19 protein-coding genes and 1 pseudogene are annotated in these 19,947 nt (G+C 66.0%); 11 read left to right on the top strand and 9 right to left on the bottom strand.

The features are described 5' to 3' along the window. Nucleotides 1-47: 47 nt before the first annotated feature. The 3 genes from LDO13_RS04230 to LDO13_RS04220 all read right to left on the bottom strand — a co-directional run bounded on the left by LDO13_RS04230 (nucleotide 48) and on the right by LDO13_RS04220 (nucleotide 3,469). Nucleotides 48-785, bottom strand: a complete 738-nt coding sequence (locus LDO13_RS04230; RefSeq protein ID WP_224048817.1) for a hypothetical protein — start codon at nucleotides 783-785, stop codon at nucleotides 48-50. 149 nt (nucleotides 786-934) lie between these two features. Beyond that, nucleotides 935-2,161 carry an acyltransferase gene (locus tag LDO13_RS04225; protein WP_224048816.1) on the bottom strand — a complete coding sequence of 409 codons (1,227 nt, stop codon included), beginning with the start codon at nucleotides 2,159-2,161 and terminating at the stop codon, nucleotides 935-937. A gap of 21 nt (nucleotides 2,162-2,182) precedes the next feature. Then, nucleotides 2,183-3,469, bottom strand: coding sequence for a S8 family serine peptidase (locus LDO13_RS04220; protein ID WP_224048815.1), 1,287 nt, complete (start codon nucleotides 3,467-3,469; stop codon nucleotides 2,183-2,185). Between the two features lie 203 nt (nucleotides 3,470-3,672). On the opposite strand from LDO13_RS04220, the gene LDO13_RS04215 reads away from it, so the two are divergent. The 4 genes from LDO13_RS04215 (at nucleotide 3,673) to LDO13_RS04200 (ending at nucleotide 6,632) form a co-directional block, all read left to right on the top strand. Continuing rightward, nucleotides 3,673-4,152, top strand: a complete 480-nt coding sequence (locus LDO13_RS04215) for a hypothetical protein (RefSeq protein ID WP_224048814.1) — start codon at nucleotides 3,673-3,675, stop codon at nucleotides 4,150-4,152. Nucleotides 4,153-4,289: 137 nt separating this feature from the next. Continuing rightward, nucleotides 4,290-5,870, top strand: coding sequence for an alkaline phosphatase D family protein (locus LDO13_RS04210; protein ID WP_224048813.1), 1,581 nt, complete (start codon nucleotides 4,290-4,292; stop codon nucleotides 5,868-5,870). A 43-nt stretch (nucleotides 5,871-5,913) separates the two neighbouring features. Then, entirely contained in the window at nucleotides 5,914-6,063 is a 150-nt protein-coding gene (locus LDO13_RS04205) for a hypothetical protein (RefSeq protein WP_224048812.1), read from the top strand. Between the two features lie 116 nt (nucleotides 6,064-6,179). Beyond that, nucleotides 6,180-6,632 (top strand): DUF4383 domain-containing protein, encoded by a 453-nt coding sequence (locus tag LDO13_RS04200; RefSeq protein ID WP_224048811.1) that lies wholly within the window; start codon nucleotides 6,180-6,182, stop codon nucleotides 6,630-6,632. A gap of 219 nt (nucleotides 6,633-6,851) precedes the next feature. Here the strand turns inward: LDO13_RS04200 and LDO13_RS04195 are convergent, their stop codons facing one another. Both LDO13_RS04195 and LDO13_RS04190 read right to left on the bottom strand, forming a co-directional pair. Beyond that, nucleotides 6,852-8,093 (bottom strand): glycosyltransferase, encoded by a 1,242-nt coding sequence (locus LDO13_RS04195; protein WP_224048810.1) that lies wholly within the window; start codon nucleotides 8,091-8,093, stop codon nucleotides 6,852-6,854. Between the two features lie 105 nt (nucleotides 8,094-8,198). Further along, a complete protein-coding gene (locus LDO13_RS04190; protein WP_224048809.1) occupies nucleotides 8,199-9,047 on the bottom strand; it encodes an alpha/beta fold hydrolase in 849 nt (282 codons plus the stop codon). Between the two features lie 408 nt (nucleotides 9,048-9,455). Between LDO13_RS04190 and LDO13_RS18575 the strand changes: the two genes are divergently transcribed. Next, nucleotides 9,456-9,584: a hypothetical protein gene (locus LDO13_RS18575; RefSeq protein WP_263422142.1), complete on the top strand. Its 129-nt coding sequence runs from the start codon at nucleotides 9,456-9,458 to the stop codon at nucleotides 9,582-9,584. An 11-nt stretch (nucleotides 9,585-9,595) separates the two neighbouring features. Beyond that, on the top strand, nucleotides 9,596-10,861 hold the full coding sequence (locus tag LDO13_RS04185; RefSeq protein ID WP_224048808.1) for an NAD(P)/FAD-dependent oxidoreductase: 1,266 nt from the start codon (nucleotides 9,596-9,598) through the stop codon (nucleotides 10,859-10,861). A gap of 21 nt (nucleotides 10,862-10,882) precedes the next feature. Here LDO13_RS04185 and LDO13_RS04180 read toward each other — a convergent pair whose 3' ends face one another. After that, a complete protein-coding gene (locus tag LDO13_RS04180; protein WP_224048807.1) occupies nucleotides 10,883-11,821 on the bottom strand; it encodes a LysR family transcriptional regulator in 939 nt (312 codons plus the stop codon). A gap of 239 nt (nucleotides 11,822-12,060) precedes the next feature. Here LDO13_RS04180 and LDO13_RS04175 point away from each other — a divergent pair, with 239 nt between their 5' ends. The 3 genes and pseudogenes from LDO13_RS04175 to LDO13_RS04165 form a co-directional block, all read left to right on the top strand. Continuing rightward, nucleotides 12,061-13,179 carry a PrpF domain-containing protein gene (locus tag LDO13_RS04175; RefSeq protein ID WP_224048806.1) on the top strand — a complete coding sequence of 373 codons (1,119 nt, stop codon included), beginning with the start codon at nucleotides 12,061-12,063 and terminating at the stop codon, nucleotides 13,177-13,179. 246 nt (nucleotides 13,180-13,425) lie between these two features. Then, nucleotides 13,426-14,682 (top strand): SLC13 family permease, encoded by a 1,257-nt coding sequence (locus LDO13_RS04170; protein ID WP_224049659.1) that lies wholly within the window; start codon nucleotides 13,426-13,428, stop codon nucleotides 14,680-14,682. 210 nt (nucleotides 14,683-14,892) lie between these two features. After that, nucleotides 14,893-15,894, top strand: a pseudogene (locus LDO13_RS04165) (NAD(P)-binding domain-containing protein); the annotation flags it as partial. Between the two features lie 21 nt (nucleotides 15,895-15,915). Here LDO13_RS04165 and LDO13_RS04160 read toward each other — a convergent pair. Then, on the bottom strand, nucleotides 15,916-16,683 hold the full coding sequence (locus LDO13_RS04160; RefSeq protein WP_224048805.1) for a hypothetical protein: 768 nt from the start codon (nucleotides 16,681-16,683) through the stop codon (nucleotides 15,916-15,918). 251 nt (nucleotides 16,684-16,934) lie between these two features. Continuing rightward, nucleotides 16,935-17,555 (bottom strand): DUF4230 domain-containing protein, encoded by a 621-nt coding sequence (locus LDO13_RS04155; RefSeq protein ID WP_224048804.1) that lies wholly within the window; start codon nucleotides 17,553-17,555, stop codon nucleotides 16,935-16,937. Nucleotides 17,556-17,964: 409 nt separating this feature from the next. Here LDO13_RS04155 and LDO13_RS04150 point away from each other — a divergent pair, with 409 nt between their 5' ends. Both LDO13_RS04150 and LDO13_RS04145 read left to right on the top strand, forming a co-directional pair. Then, nucleotides 17,965-19,275, top strand: coding sequence for a hypothetical protein (locus tag LDO13_RS04150; RefSeq protein WP_224048803.1), 1,311 nt, complete (start codon nucleotides 17,965-17,967; stop codon nucleotides 19,273-19,275). A 71-nt stretch (nucleotides 19,276-19,346) separates the two neighbouring features. Further along, nucleotides 19,347-19,574 (top strand): hypothetical protein, encoded by a 228-nt coding sequence (locus tag LDO13_RS04145; protein WP_224048802.1) that lies wholly within the window; start codon nucleotides 19,347-19,349, stop codon nucleotides 19,572-19,574. A gap of 116 nt (nucleotides 19,575-19,690) precedes the next feature. Here LDO13_RS04145 and LDO13_RS04140 read toward each other — a convergent pair whose 3' ends face one another. Then, nucleotides 19,691-19,930: a hypothetical protein gene (locus tag LDO13_RS04140; RefSeq protein ID WP_224048801.1), complete on the bottom strand. Its 240-nt coding sequence runs from the start codon at nucleotides 19,928-19,930 to the stop codon at nucleotides 19,691-19,693. Nucleotides 19,931-19,947: the final 17 nt, after the last annotated feature.

The raw sequence follows: 19,947 nt of genomic DNA, 5'->3' as shown, positions 1-19,947 counted from the left end.
TCCCATACGGAGACGAGCCGGCTGAAGGACGATGCGCTGTTCAGCGGCTACGGCTGGACAACATTCACGAGTTCCGACCGGCTCCCTGTCTCCAGGTCCTCGGTCAGGACCAGCGCACCGACCTCGGGGCAGTGGTATTTGTACTCCCGCGCATTCTTTTCCAGCGGCGTCCAGTCGTAGACCTTGACGCAGTCGGTGTAGGTGCCGGATTTCGTCGTGACGGTCTCGCCGGTGGCGATGGTGTCCCGGATGTCTTCGGCATGGCCAACGTAATATTCCTGCCGGTAGGAATCGCCGATGCGCTGCTCAGCCTTCATCCAGATGCCGGCTTTTGCCCCGTCTTTTCCGTGCAGGAAGCTGCCGGAGTGGTTCAACAACATCCCGTTCCAGTAGTTGTCCACTTCCTCGCCGAAGTACCAGACGTCGCCGTTCTTGTGTTGCGCCAGGTAATCCCGGGTTTCCTCGACGAGCTGCCCGTTCTTGTATTCCTTGTCCAGATACACCACGGTCTCCACGCCCCCTATGGTCATGGTCTCCGGCAGGATTTCGATCTCAACCCTCTCGGTGACCTTTCCCTGCTCGGCGGTCTCGTACGTCATTTTTTTGCCGACCGGGAGGGCGAAGTATTGGTTGGTGATGTTGGTGGTGAAATCGGCGGGGTTGATCTGCGGGTTGTACTCCGCGGCCCTGCTCCTGTTGGTGTTGTTGAACCCAAAGAGCGTCACCCCGCCAACAACCAGCATCAGGACGATGACACCAAGGAAGATTCTGGTGCGTGAATTCATGACCTTCCCACTCCTTGAGTAGAAATTCCTACACGGGGTCAGAGCGCCGTTGTTTACCCATGGCCATAGAAAAAATGTAGTGCAGCCGCACTGAACCAAAACACCCTTGACGAACACGGCACTGTGAGAGGCATGCCTTCCTATGGCGGCTACCGGTGGCCCGACGTCGCGTCCGCCATCACCCGGACGGGCTGGCGCTCAACCGGGGCCGGCGCCGCCGCCGGGGTGGCCGGAATGTACGGAGTTTCCACGCGCTCGCCGCGGCGGGTCCGGCGCTCCACCGCACGCCCTGCCGCCGTCGAGAGCCGGTGGGCGGGTTGTTCCACGTAGCGGAAGAACAGCTCGGCGATCACGAACGAGGCAACCACCGAGACGGCGAGCGCCAGCGGGAGCGATACGGATCGCAGCAGGGTGACGCCGGCCAGGATGATCGGAAGGTGCACCAGGTAGAGGCTGAAGGACACGCGTCCCAGCCATTGCGCCACGGCCGTGTCACCGAGTTTCTTGGCCGAGCCGCAGGACACGAACAGCAGGACGATCAGCAGGGCGCCCACGGTGACGACGGCCTCGACGCCGGGGATCGGCTGCTCGGGGCTGATCCATTCCGCGTTGGCCAGGAATATGCCAGCGGCGGCCACGACGAACCAGCCGCCGCGGGGCCAGGACCGGGTCAGCGCGCTGATCCGCTCGCGCTCGGCGCCGAGGACGGCTCCGATGGCGAAGATCGGGAGGTAGGACAGCCAGTCCACGTCCTGCAGGGCTCCCACCACGGCGAGCAGGAGTGCGATGCCGATCTTCACGTGCCAGAAGCGCCGCCAGCGGAGGGCGATGAAGACGTAGGCCGGGAGCAGGAGCGAGAACGCGACCTCCCACTTGAGCGACCACAGTGGCGTGTTGATGGTGCTTGCGCTCAGCATGAGCAGGGAATCCTTGAAGACCTGGCCCACGCTGGGGTCGATCACATACATGTCCGCCCACGGGCTCTGCAGCGGCGACGCCGTCCGGGGAATCATCAGGATCAACGCAACGGCCACGGCCAGGGACGCCCAGGCCGGCAGGTAGAGGCGGAAGAAGCGCTTGGCGTAGTACTGCGCCCAGCTCTTGGCCGCCCCCGGCCGGGTGAACGGCAGGACCAGCACGAAGCCGGAGAGCACAAAAAAGACGTGGACAGCCGGAGTGCCGTTCCAGAGGACGTGCAGTGGAGAAAAGACAGCCCATGACTCCGCGGCGGTGAGTTCCGCGGAGCGGTCGCCGCTGACAGCGCTCCCGATTCCGGGGAGCGTCGACATGACGTGGCAGGCGACGACCACCAGGGCGGCAATCCCCCTGAGGCCGTCCAGTTGAGTGACTCTTGATTGACCAGACTTAGAGCGCATTCACCTTATGTTACCAGTTCGTTACATTGCGGGCGGCTCTACCGGCGGATACCGGACGGCCTTGTCGGCGTTTACCCGCCCATGTTCCCAGAAAGTGCCCGTGCCGGAAATATCGTCGGCGGTTGATTCGATGATTGCGCGGACGGTGGCGTTCGTGGCGCTCTTGTGAGAGCTCCAGGCAAGCGCGGCGGTGGCAGCGACGATGGGCGAGGACATGGAGGTGCCGTTGCCGACGTCGTACCCGAAGGAGCGCTTGTTCTGCGTCCCAAGGACAAACGTGTGGTTCGGGAACGTGGAGTAGACATTGACTCCGGGTGCCGCGACGTCCACCCAGCTGGCCCCGTAGGTGGAGAACGATGCTTTGGCGTCGGTGTTGTCCGTGGCGGCGACGGCGATGACGTTGGGGTAGGCGCCCGGGTAGATCTTGGTCTGGTTGCTGCCGTTGCCTGCTGCGGCTACGAGCACCACCCCCTTGCTCCAGGCGTTGTTGACGGCGGCTTCGAGGGTACGGGACGCCCGCACGCCGAGGCTCATATTGATGACTTTCGCGCCGTTGGTCACGGCCCAGTTGATGCCGTTCGCAAGGCTCGAGCTGGAGCCGACCCCGCTGTCGTTGAGGACTTTGCCGTCCAGGATGGTGCAGCCCGGGCACACGCCGGCGACGCCAACCGTGTTGTTGGCGGTGGCGGCAACTATGCCGGCAACGTGCGTGCCGTGCCCATAGTTGTCTTCACCGGCTTTCCCGTTGGTGAAGTTGGCGCGCGCAGCGACCTTCGGGGTGATGTCGGGGTTGTCGCTGGCGACCCCGGAATCGAGGACGGCGACTTTGATGCCGCTGCCCGTCGTTAAGCCCCAGGCCTCGACGGCGTCGACATCAGCGTCCGCCGTGCCCTGGGCCACGGACAGCGTGCCGGCAGTGTTGGTGAATGCCTGGCCGTTGTTTTGCAGGGCGTACTGGCGGGGGAAATACTCGTCCGAGGAAGCAGCGGTAACGGTCTCGTCCGGCTCGGCGTACTCAACTGCCGGGTTCCGGCTGAGGGCTTCGATGAGCTGGAGCTCCCGGCCGGCCGGTACGTTGACGAGTCGAGCGCCAGTGCTCCCGATGCCGGGTCCCTCCCCAAGGCCGTGCTGGCTCAGTACGCCTGCTGCCGCGCCGTTGTCGCGGAACTTGACCATGATGTGCCCCGCGACGGATGACGACCGGGTCGCCGCGCTGCTCGCGGTCGCCGCGTTGCCCGGGGCCGCCAGCGTGATGGTGGAGCAGCCCAGGAGGATGACGGCGAGGCCAGCTGTAACGGTTGTTTTCATGCGGAGTATCTTGCTTCAATCTGCGCCAGCTAGATAGGGTCTGGCGGCACATTACGTGCAGGCTTCCCAAAGGGTGCGGGAGGTCCATAGCCCCTCGATGTGTACCTCCCCGAGAAATAGTCCCGCATCACCGGACTGGATGCTCCCCGCGGGTCTAGGGTGAGACGGTCGGCACCCGCCGCGAAAACCCTCAAGGAGGGTGCATGACTTCCAGCCAGTCCAGCTCCGAACAATTCGGACAGCATCTGAAAAGCGTCGGCGGCTCAGAGGCAGACGCCAACGGTTCCGCGTACGTCGTCACGGAGGAAGACACCGTGGAAAGCGTCGTCTCGGGCCTGCGGATGAAACAGCAGGAGCACGGAAATCAGGCCAGCGAGCCCTCCATCCTCCATGCGTCGGCCCAAGTCCTCATCAGCAGGCGCGATGAGAAGGATCCGGCCCATCACGCCGGGACCTCCCAACCGGGGACGTATCAGCTGGACATTCACTTCGGCGGCGGCCACAGCACCCGGGAATCCATCCCCGAAAAGGACCTGGAAACCGCCCAGATTTGGGCACAGGGACGGATCGACGCCCAAGGTGCGGACTTCGGTGCCATCTACTTTCCCTCCGGCGGCGGCATTGCCCCCGGAACGGGTGCTCTGGAGTGCAGCTACGACCGCGCGGTGGGCTGGTACCGGTAGGCTGCGCGCCCTCGGCGTGACTGAGCCTGGCGAAACCGGGCTTGCCGAAACCCAGTCAACAGTTCTTGTCACGTAGTTAACCGCCCATTCACATCGTCCTCAGACCTTGTCCAACCGGCCGCCGTACGGTCGACGGCATGGACAACATTTCACGCAGATCCGTTCTTTCCGCCGGCCTAGGGGCTGGGCTCGTCGCGGCCTGGCCGGGTGCCGCCGTCGCCGTTTCCACCGCGGACGACGCCGGTCTCCGCACCGATCCGTTCCTGCTGGGCATCGCCTCCGGCGAGCCGTGGCCGGACGGCTTCGTGATCTGGACCCGGCTGGCGGTGGACCCGGTGGCCGGGGACGGCCTGGGCGGGATGCCGTCGCGCAACGTCGCGGTGGCGTGGGAAGTGGCGGAGGACGCGGGCATGCGCGCGGTGGTGGCCCGCGGCGTCGAGCAGGCCCGGATCGAAACGGCGCACTCCGTGCACGTGGAGCTGCGCGGCCTGCGGCCGGGGCGCGAATATTTCTACCGGTTCCGCACCGGCCGGCACGTCAGCGTGGTGGGCCGGTCGCTCACCAGCCCGGCGCCGCACGAGACGCCGGCGGCTCTGGCCATGGCGTTCGCCAGCTGCGCGCAGTACGAGCACGGCTACTTCACCGCCTACGCGCGGCTGGCGCAGGACCACCCGGACCTGGTGCTGCACCTGGGCGACTACCTGTACGAGTACAAGAAGGACAGCTATGTGATCGGCGGCGGCAACCCGCGCGACCACGAGGGTCCGGAGACCACCAGCCTGTCCGGCTACCGGCAGCGGCACGCCCAGTACAAGGCCGACGCCGACTTGCAGGCCGCGCACGCGGTGGCGCCGTGGCTGGTGGTGTGGGATGACCACGAGGTGGACAACAACTGGGCGGACGAGGTCCCGGAGAACCGTGACGCCGGGCAGCTGAACGACACCACCGAGCGGTTCCGGCAGCGCCGTGCCGCCGCGTTCCAGGCGTACTACGAGAACATGCCGCTGCGGGCGTCGTCCGTGCCGGCCGGGTTCGACATGAAGATCTACCGCACCATCCAGTGGGGCCAGCTGGCCAACTTCCACATGATGGATACCCGGCAGTACCGGGACGACCAGCTGGCCGGCGACGGCTGGAGGAAGAACGTGGCCGGGCGCCTCGCCGAGGACCGCACCATCACCGGCGCGGAGCAGGAAAAATGGCTGCTGGACGGCTTCCGGAACTCCACCCAGCGCTGGGACATCCTGGGCCAGCAGGTGTTCTTCGCCGAGCGGGACCGGGACAAGGCGCCGGAGATCGACGACGTCTCCATGGACGGGTGGGACGGCTACGCCGCGTCCCGCCGCCGCATCACGCGGGGCTGGGTGGACGCCAACGTGCGCAACGCCGTCGTGCTGACCGGCGACGTGCACCGCAACTGGGCCAACGACGTCAAGGTGGACTACAAGGACCCGGCGTCGCCCGCGGTCGGGACGGAGCTGGTCTGCACGTCAATCTCGTCCACCGGCAATGGCTCAGGATCCACGACTGACCCGGTGATGGCCTGGAACCCGCACTTGAAGTTCTACAACGACAACCGCGGCTACGTGAATACCCGCATCACGAAGGACGCGATGACCGCGGACTTCAGGGTGCTGGACTACGTCACGACGCCGGGGGCGCCCGTTTCCACGAAGGCATCGTTTGCGGTCCAGGACGGGATTCCGGGGCTTCAGTAGCAGGAGGCGCGCGCCAAGGCCTGGGTGGACAAGGCGTTCGAGCATGTTGTCACGCTGCCGCGAGAACCCAAGGCCCGCAGCCGGAAGGCCTGACTCTGCCTCCGGCCTCCTGACTCCGCTCCGCCGGGCCAGCCCGGGCATCGCCGTCGTCGATCAGGGAGCACCCGCCGTCGTCGACAAGGAATCTGTATAGAGCAGCCCGCGGCGAGCAATCCCAAGCCCAGTGCCCTCCGAAGTACTGACATAAGCACCAGATCGGCCGCACCATCGGCCGCTCCATCACTTGAAGCCCGCACCCAAGGAGCCAACATGACAACCACGAACCGCACCCAAACCTCAACCCGCACCACCGTCCAGAAGGCCAGTCTCGCCGTCGGCGCCGTCTTCCTGCTGGTCGGCATCCTGGGCTTCGTCCCGGGACTCACCACCAACTACGAGTCGCTGCAGTTCGCCGGCCACCACTCCGAGGCGATGCTGCTGGGCCTGTTCCAGGTCTCGGTCCTGCACAACATCGTCCACCTGCTCTTCGGTGCCGCCGGCCTGTTGCTGGTCCGCACCGCCACCGGCGCCCGCGCCTTCCTGCTCTACGGCGGCGTCATCTACCTGGTCCTGTTCGTGTACGGCCTAGTGGTCCCCGGAGATTCAGCCGGCAACTTCGTGCCGCTGAACACCCCGGACAACATCCTGCACCTGGTGCTCGGCGCTGGCATGATCGCACTGGCAATGATCCTCACCAAGGGCCACGCCAAGGCTCGCGCCTAGGCCAGAGCCCGCACGGAGAACCGCACCTCCCAACAACCGCGCCCACCGAACCCCGGTGGGCGCGGTTGTTCTCTGTTGGGGTGGGTGCGGCCGGTGAGTCCATCCACTCTTCACCCCAAGCACGCTCCGGCCAAGAAACGGACAGCAACACCGCAAGCGCACCAATTCAGGAGCCTCCAAGGGGCGGGCTCTCCAAGTGGGACGGGTTGCTGCCTGTAGTCATACCCCGCTCAACGGGAAGGACTCGAGGTGACGGACGGCCGTGGCCACACCGTTCTCGGCGCGGATCCGGGTGCCGAGGTCGGCGGCGCGGCGGGCCATGGCGTCGTCGGTGGTCGCGGTGCGCAGCGCGGCGCCGAGGTTCTCCGAGGTCAGCCGCTTGCGGGGGATGGGTCTGGGCCCGACGTCAAGAGCGACGACGCGCGACGCCCAGAACGGCTGGTCGACGGCGAAGGGAACGACGACCGACGGCACCCCGGCGGTGAGTGCGGCGCCGGTGGTACCCGCACCGCCGTGATGTACGACGGCGGCCATCTGCGGAAACAGCCAGTCGTGTGGGACTTCGCTGGTGACGAAGACGTCGTCGCCGCCCTGGTCGGCGAGCCCGCCCCAGCCTGACAGGAGCACCGCGCGGACGCGGGCGCGGCGGACTGACTGGAGGATCAGGTCGCTGAGCCTCTCAGGATCGCGGCTGGACATGCTGCCAAAGCCGATGCAGACCGGTGGCGGTCCGGCGGCGAGGAAATCAACCAGGGCGTCGGGTGGCGTCCATCCCGGGGCGGCGGGCAGTGACCAGTAGCCCGTGATCTTGCGCTGCGGTCCCCATTCGGGAGGCTGTGGGACCACCTGTGGGCTGAAGCCGTAGACCGCGGGCAGGGTGCCGCTGAGCGGGGCTGGCCGGACGGGAAGGCCCAGCTCGGCCCGGATCTGCCGTGAGCCGGCGCTGAGCATGCTCCGCAGCGCGAGGGCGGTGATCCGGTGGCTTGCCTTGCGCCCTGCGCCGCCGAGCCAGGCCGGCACTTGCGGGAGCAGCGGGCCGGGGAAGGCTGCGGTGGGTGGGCCCAGCGGCTGCAGGTGTGCTTCCAGGAAGGGGATGCCCAGCTTCTCGGCGACCGGGCGTCCGGTCAGGGAGCCGCCGATGCCGGCCATGACCACGTCGGAGCCCCGGGCTCCGGCGAGCACTTCGGCCGCGGTCCGCCCGGCGGTGGCCTGCATCTGCTCGCGCATGAAGCGGCCGCGTTCCCGCGCGCTAAGCTCGGCCGCACCTCCCATCGCCCGGACAGTGGCCTCGGTGTCGCCGGTGGTCGCGGCGAAGGTGACTCCGTGCCCGGTGACGAGGTCGCCGAAATCGGCGGTGGTGATCATCGTGACCTCGTGGCCAGCCTGCTGCAGGCCGAGTGACAGGGCGACATAAGGTTGCACTCCCCCGCGGGTGTCGAAGGCGAGGACGGCGATTCTCATGGTGGGCTCCTCAGGAGGTGGGGCGGGCTCGGGGGGCTTGGAACCCGCACCTGAAGTCTTACACCGGCACCCGCGGCCACTCCCCCGGCCCGCCGCCACTCTCTACTAGATGCAGTTGGGCTGGTAGGCCGGATCAGCGGGACCGGACACCCTGCCCAGCGAGTGGGCGACGAACTGGTGCACCACAGGGTCGTTTGGCGCCTGGTCATGTTCGATCTGATCGGCCGGGCACTTGTCCTGGATGGTGATGTTGGTGACCTGCCGCGCCGGCCCGTTGAGGAACTGGCTGTTGTAGGGAATCACCACTTCGTCGTTCACGGTGGAGATGACGGTGTAGGAGGGGCCCGCCACCGTATCGCCGATGGAGTTGAGCTTCTGCATAAAAGCCGACCCCGCCTGCTGGTCTGCACAGGCGGCACAGCCCACGCCGGTGTAGTTGGGGTCGGGGACGGCGCCCGGCTGCGGGACGATCACACCTTCGGTGCCGTGGTTGGAGGGTGCGAGCCCGATGAGGTGATGGACATTCTTGGCGCCGCCGAGGAAGCCCATGTAGTAGCGGGGCATCATGCCGCCCTGGCTGTGGCCGACGAGATCCACCTTCTTGGCGCCGGTGGCGGCGCGCACCTTGTCCACGAACGGGGCGAGCTGCTGCGCCGAATCGGCGACCGGTGCGGTGGCGTACACGCCGTTGGTCTCGCCGTAGTTGAGGGCGAAGACGCAGTACCCGGCGCTCTTGAGGTAGGGCGAGAGGGTGGACCAGTTCTTGTCCATGCTCTCGAAGGTTCCCGGCACCAGGATGACCGGATAAGGATGCTCGGCGCTTGGCTTGCAGGACCAGTCGTTGGCGCCCGGCGGGGAAATCTCAACAGGGCCCGCATGGGCGGGGGCCACGGCCAGCGAGCCGGCCAGGACGGCAGCGGCGGCGGTGGACAGGACTTTGGCGAGCAGCGACATTTGAAACCTCTTTGTTCGTGTGTCAGCGGGCTGCGGGGCCGGCAGTAACCGTTGTACTGCGGGTCGGCCAAGATTGCCCGGTTACTCAACAGTAGGCAGCCCGCAGCCCGGTCCAGCCATGATTTTGCACGAATGTGCACAAAAACCGGCTCCGCGGGCGAATCCTGCCAGTCCTGGGATGACGTCCCCTCGAGAAGCAAAGCTACTGGTCAGTACCTTCTTTTCGCCCGAAACGCTCTGAGAAAACGGCCAACCACGCCTGCACAAACGTTCAATCAACGGGACGCCGGCGGCGCCAGGCGCGTCGTTCGCCAGCTGCGCCCCGTACGAGCACACCACCTGTACCGTGCCGGGCCGCGGGCATATCCTGCAGGAATACCCACAGTTGTCAGAGGAAGACCCCCGGAGATGTCTAAAGCGTCCGACGCCGACAAGGAAGACTTCCGCTCGGCGCTCCCGGATCACACGGAGGAGCACGTGGCCGGGCCGCCAGCGAAGACTCCGAAATCCCAGAAGGCTCCGACGGCGAACGACTGAAGGGAGTAGCCATGCAATCCCGCGTCGAACAACCGGGCACGAGCGTTAACACACTCATCGTCGGGGCCGGGCAGGCCGGCCTGGCCACGAGCTACTGGCTGAGCCGGCACGGCGTCGACCATCAATTACTGGAGCAGCGGCCGGAACTGGGCGGCGCCTGGCAGGACCGCTGGGATTCGTTCTACCTGAACACCCCGAACTTTTCGTTCCTGTTGCCGGAGCTGAGCTACGACGGTCCCGAGCCGGAGGCTTTCCTCCCCCGGGACGAGGTGATCGACCTCTTCCGTGACTACGCTGCGCGGATCAATGCCCCGGTCCGGCTCGGCACGGAGGTGACCCGGGCCGGCGTCGTCGACGGCCGCTTTATGGTGGAGACCAATCAGGGCCGCTGGCACGCACGCAATATGGTTCTCGCGAACGGCGCCTTCCAGCGTCCGCGGATTCCGGCGTCGGCCGCCAACCTCCCCGGGCACATCCGCCAGCTGCACAGCCACGACTACCGCAACGCACAGCAGCTTCCCGCAGGCGCCGTGCTGGTGGTGGGCACCGGGCAGTCCGGCGGTCAAATCACCGAGGACCTGCTCGACGCCGGCCGGGAGGTCCACCTGTCCGTCTCCACGTGCCCCGAGGCCCCGCGGCGGTACCGCGGGCAGGACGTTTTCTACTGGATCCTGGAGGTCAACCTCCGTGGCCCCGAGTTCGGCATTAACGGCCTCCAGGCGGACCGGCTGCCCTCACCGGCCGCGCGTTTTATGTGCAACCCGCTAATCTCCGGCAACGGCGGCGGCCACAGCATCCACCTCCGCGACCTCGGCCGCCGCGGTGTCCGGCTTCACGGCCGGTATGAGGGGACAGACGACGGCGCCCTCGTCTTCAGCGACGACCTCCCCGCACGCCTCGCCCTGGTGGAGGCGGGGTTCCGCGAGCGGCTGGGGCGGATGGCCGACGCCTACATAGCCGCGGCTGGCATTGACGCCCCGCCCGCGGACCACGTACCAGCGGACAACTGGCTGCCCGCAGAATCGGGGGCGCGCCTGGACCTGGCTGCCGAGGGGATCACATCAGTCATCTGGTGCACCGGCTATGGCCTCGACTTCGGTTTCCTCGACATCCCGGTGCTGGACCAGTGGAACTACCCGCGACACCGCCGAGGTGTCACCGAAGTCCCGGGCCTCTACGCTGTGGGGCTGCCGTGGCTGACCAAACATTTGTCCGCGACTCTGTCAGTGGTGGGCGACGATGCGGAGTTCGTGGCCGGGCACATCGCAGGGCGGTGACCGGGCCCGCCGTCGCCGCGCTTACAAGTAGTCTCCGGCCCGTTCGCGGGCGATTTCGAGCAGCGTGGAATGGAAGGCAACCTCTGCCGGGGCGTATACCTTGTCCTGGCGCTGGGCCAGGAGCACCCGCCGCAGGGGCGCGGCGGAGCCCAGGCTGATCACCCGGACGTCCGGGTGCTGCAGGGCCACGGCCGTCTTCGGCACCATGGCCACACCCATCCCCACGCTCACCATCGCCTGCGCCTCCTGATAGTCGTTGGCCAGGAAGCCGATGGTCGGTTCGAACCCGGCCTCGTGGGCGGAGCGCTGCAGCACCTCGACGACGGGGTGGGCCTCCGCCCGCACAATCCACGATTCCTTGCGGAGCTCCTCCACCCGGATCTCGTCGCGGCCAGCCAGCGGGTGCGCGCGGGACACCAGCAGGACGGTGCTCTCCTGGAACACCTCCGTGATCCGGATGGAATCGTCATGAAAGCGGTTCCAGGGGTAGTCCCAGAGCAGGCACAGCCCGGTCACTCCGGACTGCAGGTCGCTCACCAGGTCATCGAAGCGCGCACTGCGGACGGACAGGCCGATGGCCGGGTACCGCTTCTTGAAGGCCCGGATGACCACCGGCAGGAAGGACCCGGCCAGCGTGGGGAACGTCCCGACGGTCAGCGAGCCGCGCTTGAGGCCGGCGATCTGATCCAGGTCGGACTGGGCGGCGCGCATCTGTCCGATGACTTTGCGCGCGTGGCCAGCGAGGATCTGCCCTGCTTCGGTGGGCACTACCCCGCGGGAGCGCCGGTTGAGGAGCGGCTGCCCGACTTCCTGCTCAAGCTTCCGCAGCTGCTGCGAGACGGCGGAGGGCGTGTACATCATCAGCTCGGCCGCGGCGGTGATGGATCCCTGCTCCACGACCTCCACCAGCAGGGCAAGGCGCCGGATATCGAACAATTCATGCTCCGGATCGTTAAGCAACGCTATGCCCTTCTGTTGAATCGGTTAATTCTATACATTCTTGCTTCCATTCGCGGGGTGGCGGGAGCATTTTTCGACGGCGGCACCTCCCTAGGCGAGATCAAGTGTGCTTCAGTGGCAATGAATGAAGCATCACTACAGTCCCGTGCAGAAATCCAACCTTGTCTTCATTTGTGATCTGGATCAATCTCGAATCAAGCCCTTGAACACCTGGGCAGAACCGAAGCAAGGAACAGACCATGAAGATCGAAGCGGAGTGGATGCGCGGAGGCACCAGCAAATGCTGGGTCTTCGAAACCGGCCAGCTGGACGAGACCGGCACCAGCCCGGACATCCTGCTGCCCCGGCTGTTCGGCAGCCCCGACCACCGGCAGATCGACGGCGTGGGCGGCGCCACCTCCACCACCAGCAAGGCGATGATCCTGCACCGCCCCGCCGAGGCCGGCGTCGACGTCGAATTCACCTTCGCCCAGGTGGGCATCGAGGAAGCCGCCGTGGACTGGGGCAGCAACTGCGGCAACTGCTCCGCCGTCGTCGGCCTGTACGCCATCGAAAAGGGTTGGGTGATCCCCGACGGCGACGTCACCCGGATCGTCACCCGGAACACCAACACCGGCCAGATCATCATCCAGCGGGTCTCGACGCCGGCCGGCGCCCTGCCGATCGTCCCGCAGGCCCAGATGCCCGGCGTCCCGTTCCCGGGCTACCGGGTGGGGCTCGGCTTCCTGGATCCGGCCGGCAAGACCACGGGCCGGCTGCTTCCCACCGGATCGGCGACGGACACCATCACCGCCGGCGGCACCCGCTGGACCGTGTCCATGGTCGACGCCGGAGCACCCGTCGTGATGCTGCGTGCCGAGGACCTGGGCCTGGACCCGGAGCGTCACGCCAGCTGGACCGCCGGGCTGGAGCTGCAGTTGGACACCCTGGAGCACATTCGCCGCCAGGCAGCCGTCCGGATGGGGCTGGCAGCGACGCCGGGCGAAGCCGCCCGCGCCGTCCCCAAGGTCGCCGTCGTCGCCGCCCCGGCGCCGTCCGACGCCGAGTCCGACGTCGCCGTCGTCATGCTTTCGATGGGCAAGCCGCACCCGGCCCTGGCCATCACCGGCAGCATCGCCCTCACCCTCGCGGCCCGCACCCCGGGCACGCTGCTGGGCGACATCACCGGCGGCGCCGCCGACCCCACCCTGCGGCTGCGTACCCCGGCCGGGGTGATCGAGACCTGGAGCGAGGAGCGGGACGGGTCGCTGCTGGTCGGCGTCGACCGCACCGCCCGCACTATCGCCACCACCACCATCCACCTTCCCGAGGCCCTCGGCACCGCCGTCGACGCCTCCCTTGCCAGCGCTACTCGATGAGGAGACAGCATCATGACTAACATCGCAGAAAAGACGCCAGAAAAGTCCGCTGAACGGGCCCCAGGACAGACCGACCTACAGGCTGCCCCCGGCGGCACCCGCGTCGCCGAGCCGTCACGGCGCCCCGATCGCCGCCGCCGTGTCCTGCTGGTGGCGGTAGCCACCCTTACTATGCTGGGTCTGGCGGCCCTCCTGTTTGGAGGTGTCCTCTTTAACCCCGCGGCCGCCTCTGAATCGGAGCCGACCATGACCGCCACCCAGATCATTCCGCTCGTCATCCTTGTGGTGATGTTCGTCGTCGCCACCAAGTGGCCGCTGAACATCGGCGTCATGGGGCTGGTGGCGTCCTTCGGCGTCGGCTACTTCATGCTGGGCATGAGCGACAAGGAGATCCTGGCAGACTTCCCGGCCAGCATCGTCCTGACGATCATCGGCGTGACCTACTTCTTCAGCATGGCCCAGCGGAACGGGTCCATCGACATCATTGTCCAGACCTGCGTGCGCATGGTGCGGGGCAAGACCATGCTGCTCCCCTGGGTATTCTTCCTGCTGGCCGCGGCGCTGACGGCGCTGGGCACCTTCTCCCCCGCAGCAGTGGCGCTGCTGGCGCCTGCGGCCCTGGGACTGGCCTACGAGTCGCGCATCCACCCGGTGGTGATGGGCGCCTTCGTGATCAACGGCGCCCACGCCGGCGGCTTCTCCCCGCTGTCCGTGGCCGGCGTGCTGGTGCACGACATCGCGCTGAAGAACGGCTTCCCCATCTCGCAGGGCGGGCTCTTCCTGGCCAGCTTCGCGCTGAACTTCATCCTCTCCGTGCTGACCATCGTGGTGTTCGCCCTGCTGGGCAAGCTGCGTGACAAGCACGGCAACGAGTACACCGGCCTGGACACGGCCCGCGCCGGCCGTCCCACCGGCCAGCAGATTTTCACCCTGTTCCTGATCGCCGCGATCCTGGTGTGCACCCTGGGCTTCCACATGCCGATCGGCTTCGTGGCCCTCTCCGCCGGCCTGCTGCTGGCGTTCGTCAACATCAAGGAACACAAAACGTTCATCGGGGGCGTGTCCTGGTCCACCGTGTTGCTGGTGGCCGGCATGATCACCTACGTCTCCCTGCTGCAGCACGTGGGCGTCATCGACACCCTTGCCGAGATGGCCCTGGCCCTGGGGGCGCCACTGCTGATCGCCCTGGTGCTCTGCTACGTCATCGGCGTCGGCTCCGCCTTCGCATCCTCGACGGCGCTACTCACCGCGTTCATCCCGATGGCCGGCCCGCTGCTGGCCACCAGCTCGCTGAGCGCCTCCGGCACGGTCGCGGCCCTCGCCATCGCGGCCACCGTGGTGGACGTCTCCCCCTTCTCCACCGACGGTGCCCTGGTGGTGGCCAACGCCCGGGACAACGACCGCCAGCGCGTCTACCGCCAGCTCATGATGTATGCCGGGGCGGTCGTCCTCGTGGCGCCCGCGCTGGCCTGGGTTCTGCTGGTGCCGACCGGGATTATGTAGGAGGGACGCCCGGATCCCGGGGCCCGCGCAGGCACGTAGGACTGCCGGACCGACTCCGGCAAGCGCACGGGACATCCCTGCACTCCAACGCAACAGGAAACCCGATAGACGGGCGCAGGTAATCCCCGTACGTACCAAAGGCAGGACGGCTCTGACAGCCGCCCTGCCTTTGGCTTGCCGGGAAGCGTTGGTCCATATCAACAGTGACTCAGCATCGGCGCTCCGGTCCGGACGGGTGCGGATGTCACGCGCATCGCGCCCGCGGAGGGCGGCGGCTTCGACGTAGCCACCATGCAGGGAAGCTGGCGGGCCCGGAACGTGGTGCTCGCCACCGGCGGCTACCAGACGCCGAAAGTCCCCGCGCTGTCGGCGCAACTGCCCGGCCACATCGTGCAACTTCACACCGACGGCTACCGCAACCCGGGCCAACTGCCTGACGGTGCCGTGCTCATCGTCGGCACCGGCCAGTCCGGCGGCCAGATCGCCGAGGAACTGCTCGCCGTCGGCCGCGACATCCACCTGGCGGTGTCCACGTGCCCGGAAGCACCGCGCCGTTACCGCGGCCAGGACCTCCTCTATTGGATGATGCATCTTGCCCAATTCGGCCCCGACTACGGACTGAACGGCCTCACCGTGGGGCCGCTGCCCTCCCCCGCGGCGAGGTTCGCCTGCAACCCGCTGGTGTCCGGTGCCGACGGCGGCCACGACATCCACCTGCGGGACCTCGGCCGGCGCGGCGTCCGGCTGCACGGCCATTTGGAAGCAGCCGACGACGGCGACCTCGTCTTCAGTGATGACCTTCCGGAACGGCTGGCCCTGGTGGAGGGCGCGTTCTACCAGCGGATGAAGCCGATGTTCGACAGCTATATTGCCGCCGCTGGCATGCCGGCACCGGAGCCGGAGCCGCCGCGCAAGGACGACTGGCTTCCTTCGGAGCCGGCGCGGCTGAACCTCGACGCCGCCAACGTCACGTCGGTCCTCTGGGCCACGGGCTACCGGCTGGACTTCAGCATCCTGGATATCCCGGTGCTGGACGAATGGAACTACCCCCGGCACCACCGCGGCGTCACCGAACACCCGGGCCTGTACGCAATCGGGCTGCCGTGGCTGACCGGGCACGGCTCGTCCATCGTGGCGGGCGTGGGCCGCGACGCCGACTACATCGCGCAGCACATCGCGGAGAACAATCCACAGAACATCGCCGCCCGGTGAAGCCGGCGTTCCAGGGGTTGGCTACCCCCCGCAAAGCCCGTCGAAGTCCACGGGTGCGGCGAGGCCGGCCGAGCTGAACCATTCCCTGGCCCAGGCCTGGACCGAGGGGATCGCGAGTTGCTCGGCAACAAGCTCCGGCGGGCCGCCGAACACGGACTTCCCCTCCGCCAGGAGGTCCCCGCTGCCGCTGCCGGCGAGCAGCCCGAAGAGGGCAGGCTGGTCGAGGAAGGGTAGCTTCCCGCCGTCCCCGTCGGTCAGTACGCCCCAGACCGAGGTGAACAGCGAAAACTCCTCCGGTCGTTCCCCGTGGTCGGCCACGACCGGGCAGGCTTCGGCGTCGAGCTGGATCCGCCGGTAGTTGGGCTCTGTTTCGTCGAGGGCCATCAGTTGGACGTCGTCCAGCCACGACAGCCAGACCGCTGTGCACTCCCCTACCAGCGGATACGGGGCGGCGGCGATGTAGCCGGCCTTGCTCACGTGGGCGGAGTGGCCAACGGCGATGTTGTGGAGCTGGCCTCGGACCAGCGGCAGGACCGCGCTGACAGGCCGGCGGTAGTTGGCGAATTTCCGCCGCATCACGTCGGGGCTTGAATTCGAGCCGATGGAGACCACCAGGGAGCGGGCTTCCAGCGGTGCCGCGCCGGCTTGCGCGAGGGCTTCCTCCAGTCCGTCTGAAGGCTCAAGGGGCCGGAATTCATTGCCGTTTATGACCCCCGAGGCCCCGGGCGGGTCCCACGGATACAGCAGCGGATCGAGATGGCCGGCGCCACCGGCCCCACTCAGTTCCATGGAGTCAGCAGGATGAAGCCGTCGGCGTCGTGCTGGGGACTAATCAAGGTGGCCCGCTTTCGTGGTTCGGGACTTCCAGTGTCCCGCACTTTTGCTAAACCGGCAGTGTTCTCCTGCATTCAGGAGCGACGGTCCAGCAATCCCGCCCCGTGGTTCAACCTCTCCACGTTGAGGCCATCAGCCGTCCTGCTCAATGGGTCCAAAGCAACTATTCACCGCGAGGTTTCGACAAGCCGACTAATCGGAACGGTCTAGCCAGACGTGTTGTCCTTAAAGGTGACCTGGTACCCAAGCGAACCGAACAGGCTGGTTAGCGTTTCCTTGGTATTCTCGGCAGCCCGCTCCCGCAGCTCGGACTTCTCCGCAGCGGCAGCCATTCTAGTTTCGGCGAGCTTATAGAGCTCCGCCTGCTGCGGTGCATCGAACACATCTGCGATCCGGTCGACCAAGCCACGATCGTCTTTGTACACCTTGAACCGGTCGTGGTCGATATTTGGCTTGTCGAGCGCTGGCTCGGGGAGCCGCAGTTCCACCGACTTGCCGTCCGGAGACAGTGTCAGGTCCTTTTCTGCCAAGCCTGCGAGATCGACGTGAGCATTGACGGTGCCCGCCGCGACAAACAGAGTCCGCCTTCCGGCGATAAAGTCGGGCATCCCCTCATCCTCGTCTCCGGTGTCGACTACCAGTTCAAAGGTGCCGATCGCGCTGTGAAGCTGGCTCACATCCCTGACCGACTTGAGAAGAACCGTCTGAGTCCGATCGCCCTGGCCCGATGGGAACGGACTGTACCCAAACACGTTCGCTACACCGAGCACGGCCAGCGCCGCGACAACCACAGCCGCGACGCGCTTGAACAGTTTTGGTGCCGGCATCGGACCCCTTTTTGCCTTGAAACGGCTTGGGTTCCGTTCCTTTCGGTTTGCCCGTCCGGCGAGTGCGGGGGGCTGATTCAGCATCAGTGTAGCGCTCGTGCTCGACTCGGCTTGCTTGGGCACGCCGAGCTCGCCGCGCCGCCAGCGTCGGCATTTATCTAACTCGTCAAGACACCCCAATTAGCCTCGAGCAGGCGGATGAATTCTCGGGCAGGAGGTGTGGGGTTTGCGCCGAATGGCCGTCCAGCAAGTCTCGTCAAGCACGGGACCCGGGTGTCCCCACGTCCACGCGGGACGACAACGAATAGCCTTGACCATCCGGGCAAGGGCTCCGGTCTGCGGTCAGCGGTTACTATGGGTGTCGCTGCCACCGTCTATGGTGGGAGTCGGTTTGGGGAGGGGACAAGACGTGACCACTGATAACAAGGCACTCGTGCCGGTATGGACACTCGCTACGGAGGCCGTGACCATGGCGGACGTACTAGGCGATGAGGGCATGACACGGGCCCGGCTCGCTGAGCTGAGGACAGTCCTAGCTATGCTCGCGGATTCCCCCATTGTCACGCTGGAGGCGCATCCGCTTTCGAAGAAGAGCAATCGGAACGGCGGGATTGTGCTGCATGCTGCAAGTCCGCTTGCAAAGCAGTTATCGAACCTTGTGACAGAGACAGCGAAATCGGCGCCTCCGACGCTGAACGTCGCGGCTACCGGTGAAGTGCTCTACCGAATGGTGGTGCCGGCAAAGGTCGCCGCGCAGGTCGGTAAAGGTCTGGTGAATCCCATGGCCTCGAAGGCAGTTGCAGGGGGTGTTTACAGCGCGCTCCGCGACTCCACCGGCGTCGTGGCTAACGCCACGTTTGTGCCCGTTGCTGGCAAGGCCGCAGTTGCAGGTGCTGCGACCGGCTCGGCCGCAACCGCCGGCGTGGCGGTCGCGAGCGCCGGGGCATTGACAGTGGCCGCGCCACTTGTGCTGATGGCCATCGCGGTCAGCGCCAGCGCCTACGCCGATCACCAGCGCCAGAAAGCGATCGAGCGAATTACCGACCTCTTGGAGCAGTTGCACGACGACAACCTCGATAGCGAACGCAACGAGCTAGAGGCTTGTCCTGATGCGATCGACAAAGCGACGTCGATCCTCCTCGACCAGGGCCGCATTGGCCTATCGCTAGGACTGGATTCTTCATCGCACGCGATCAGCACGGCGATTGCAGCAACCCGGAGGCGGCTCAAAAAGTGGCAAGCCGGACTCGATTCACTGCCCGACGGACCGGTCGAAGTCGGTGCATTGACGAAATCATTCCCCGGTATCGATGAAGAGGGCGGTGCGTTCCGCGCACACCTAGAGATTGCACGACTGGCCATTGCACTCAAACGCCGAGTGCTCGTGCTTCAAGCAGTTGAACACGCTCAACAGGACACGAACAATCCATTCAAGAGCTTCATCGGATCATTGCGCGACGACGAACGTGGGATAGATGAGTTGGAATCAGGCATCAGCTCAGTTCTTCTCCGACTGTCAACTCTCGAGTTGAAGCGCGACGGCGGTTTCCGGATCCCCGCGTTCACTTCGGGCGAGGTCGACCACCTACTCAAGGCCGCATATCTTCTTCGCGCCTTGGGCGATGGCATCAATGGTGGATTCCAACAAGCTGACGTTGCCATTGAGATCGAACGAAGCGGCGACGGATCGCTCGTAGTATTCCCTGCACTCGCTGCCTAACCGGAGACCGCATGCACTTCCGCCGGCGCATCGGCGACACCTGACGAACCACCGACGATACGGAGCAAACCATGGCTGTAAAAGCAGATAAAGCCGCAACCCTATTAAAGAACGGCGGGGACAAACTAAAAGCCGGCAGCGCCAAGCTCTACGCCCTCGCCAAGGACCCCGAGGTTCAGGCCAAAGCGGCGAAACTGCTCCAGGAGGGCAAGAGGATGTATCGGGCAGCAACAACCCCCGAGGCCAAGCAGGCCTACCGCCAGGCAGCGGAATTCATTAACAAGTCGCGGAAGAAATAGCCCGGGCTGAAGACCCACCAAGCTCTTTGCTTGGCATTCGCGGAGAGAACGGACTTCGATTCCAGGGCCTCAACGCATGGGATGTTTGCGTAATATGGCGGGAGCTGCTCGCACTGCTACTTGCCTTCGGGCGGGTCATCAACCGTGTGCTCCGTAAGCCAACATAGGTTGGCATTTTTGTCGTGGAACGGGTAGGTCTGTGAATGGTCCAGACTTGCCAACGCGTAATCGATGCTCATGTGATCAGCGCTTGCCATGATTAGCAGCGCTTCCTGCCAGGTCAGGTTAGCCCCGAGAAGTTCATCCGCCCCGGCCACGAACGGCTCGCCCTGCCTTGTGATTTCGTACCGCTTCATCGTGCTCTTTATCTGCG

Source organism: Arthrobacter sp. NicSoilB4, assembly GCF_019977335.1.
Classification (GTDB): domain Bacteria; phylum Actinomycetota; class Actinomycetes; order Actinomycetales; family Micrococcaceae; genus Arthrobacter.
This window is presented reverse-complemented; position numbering and strand designations above follow the sequence as displayed.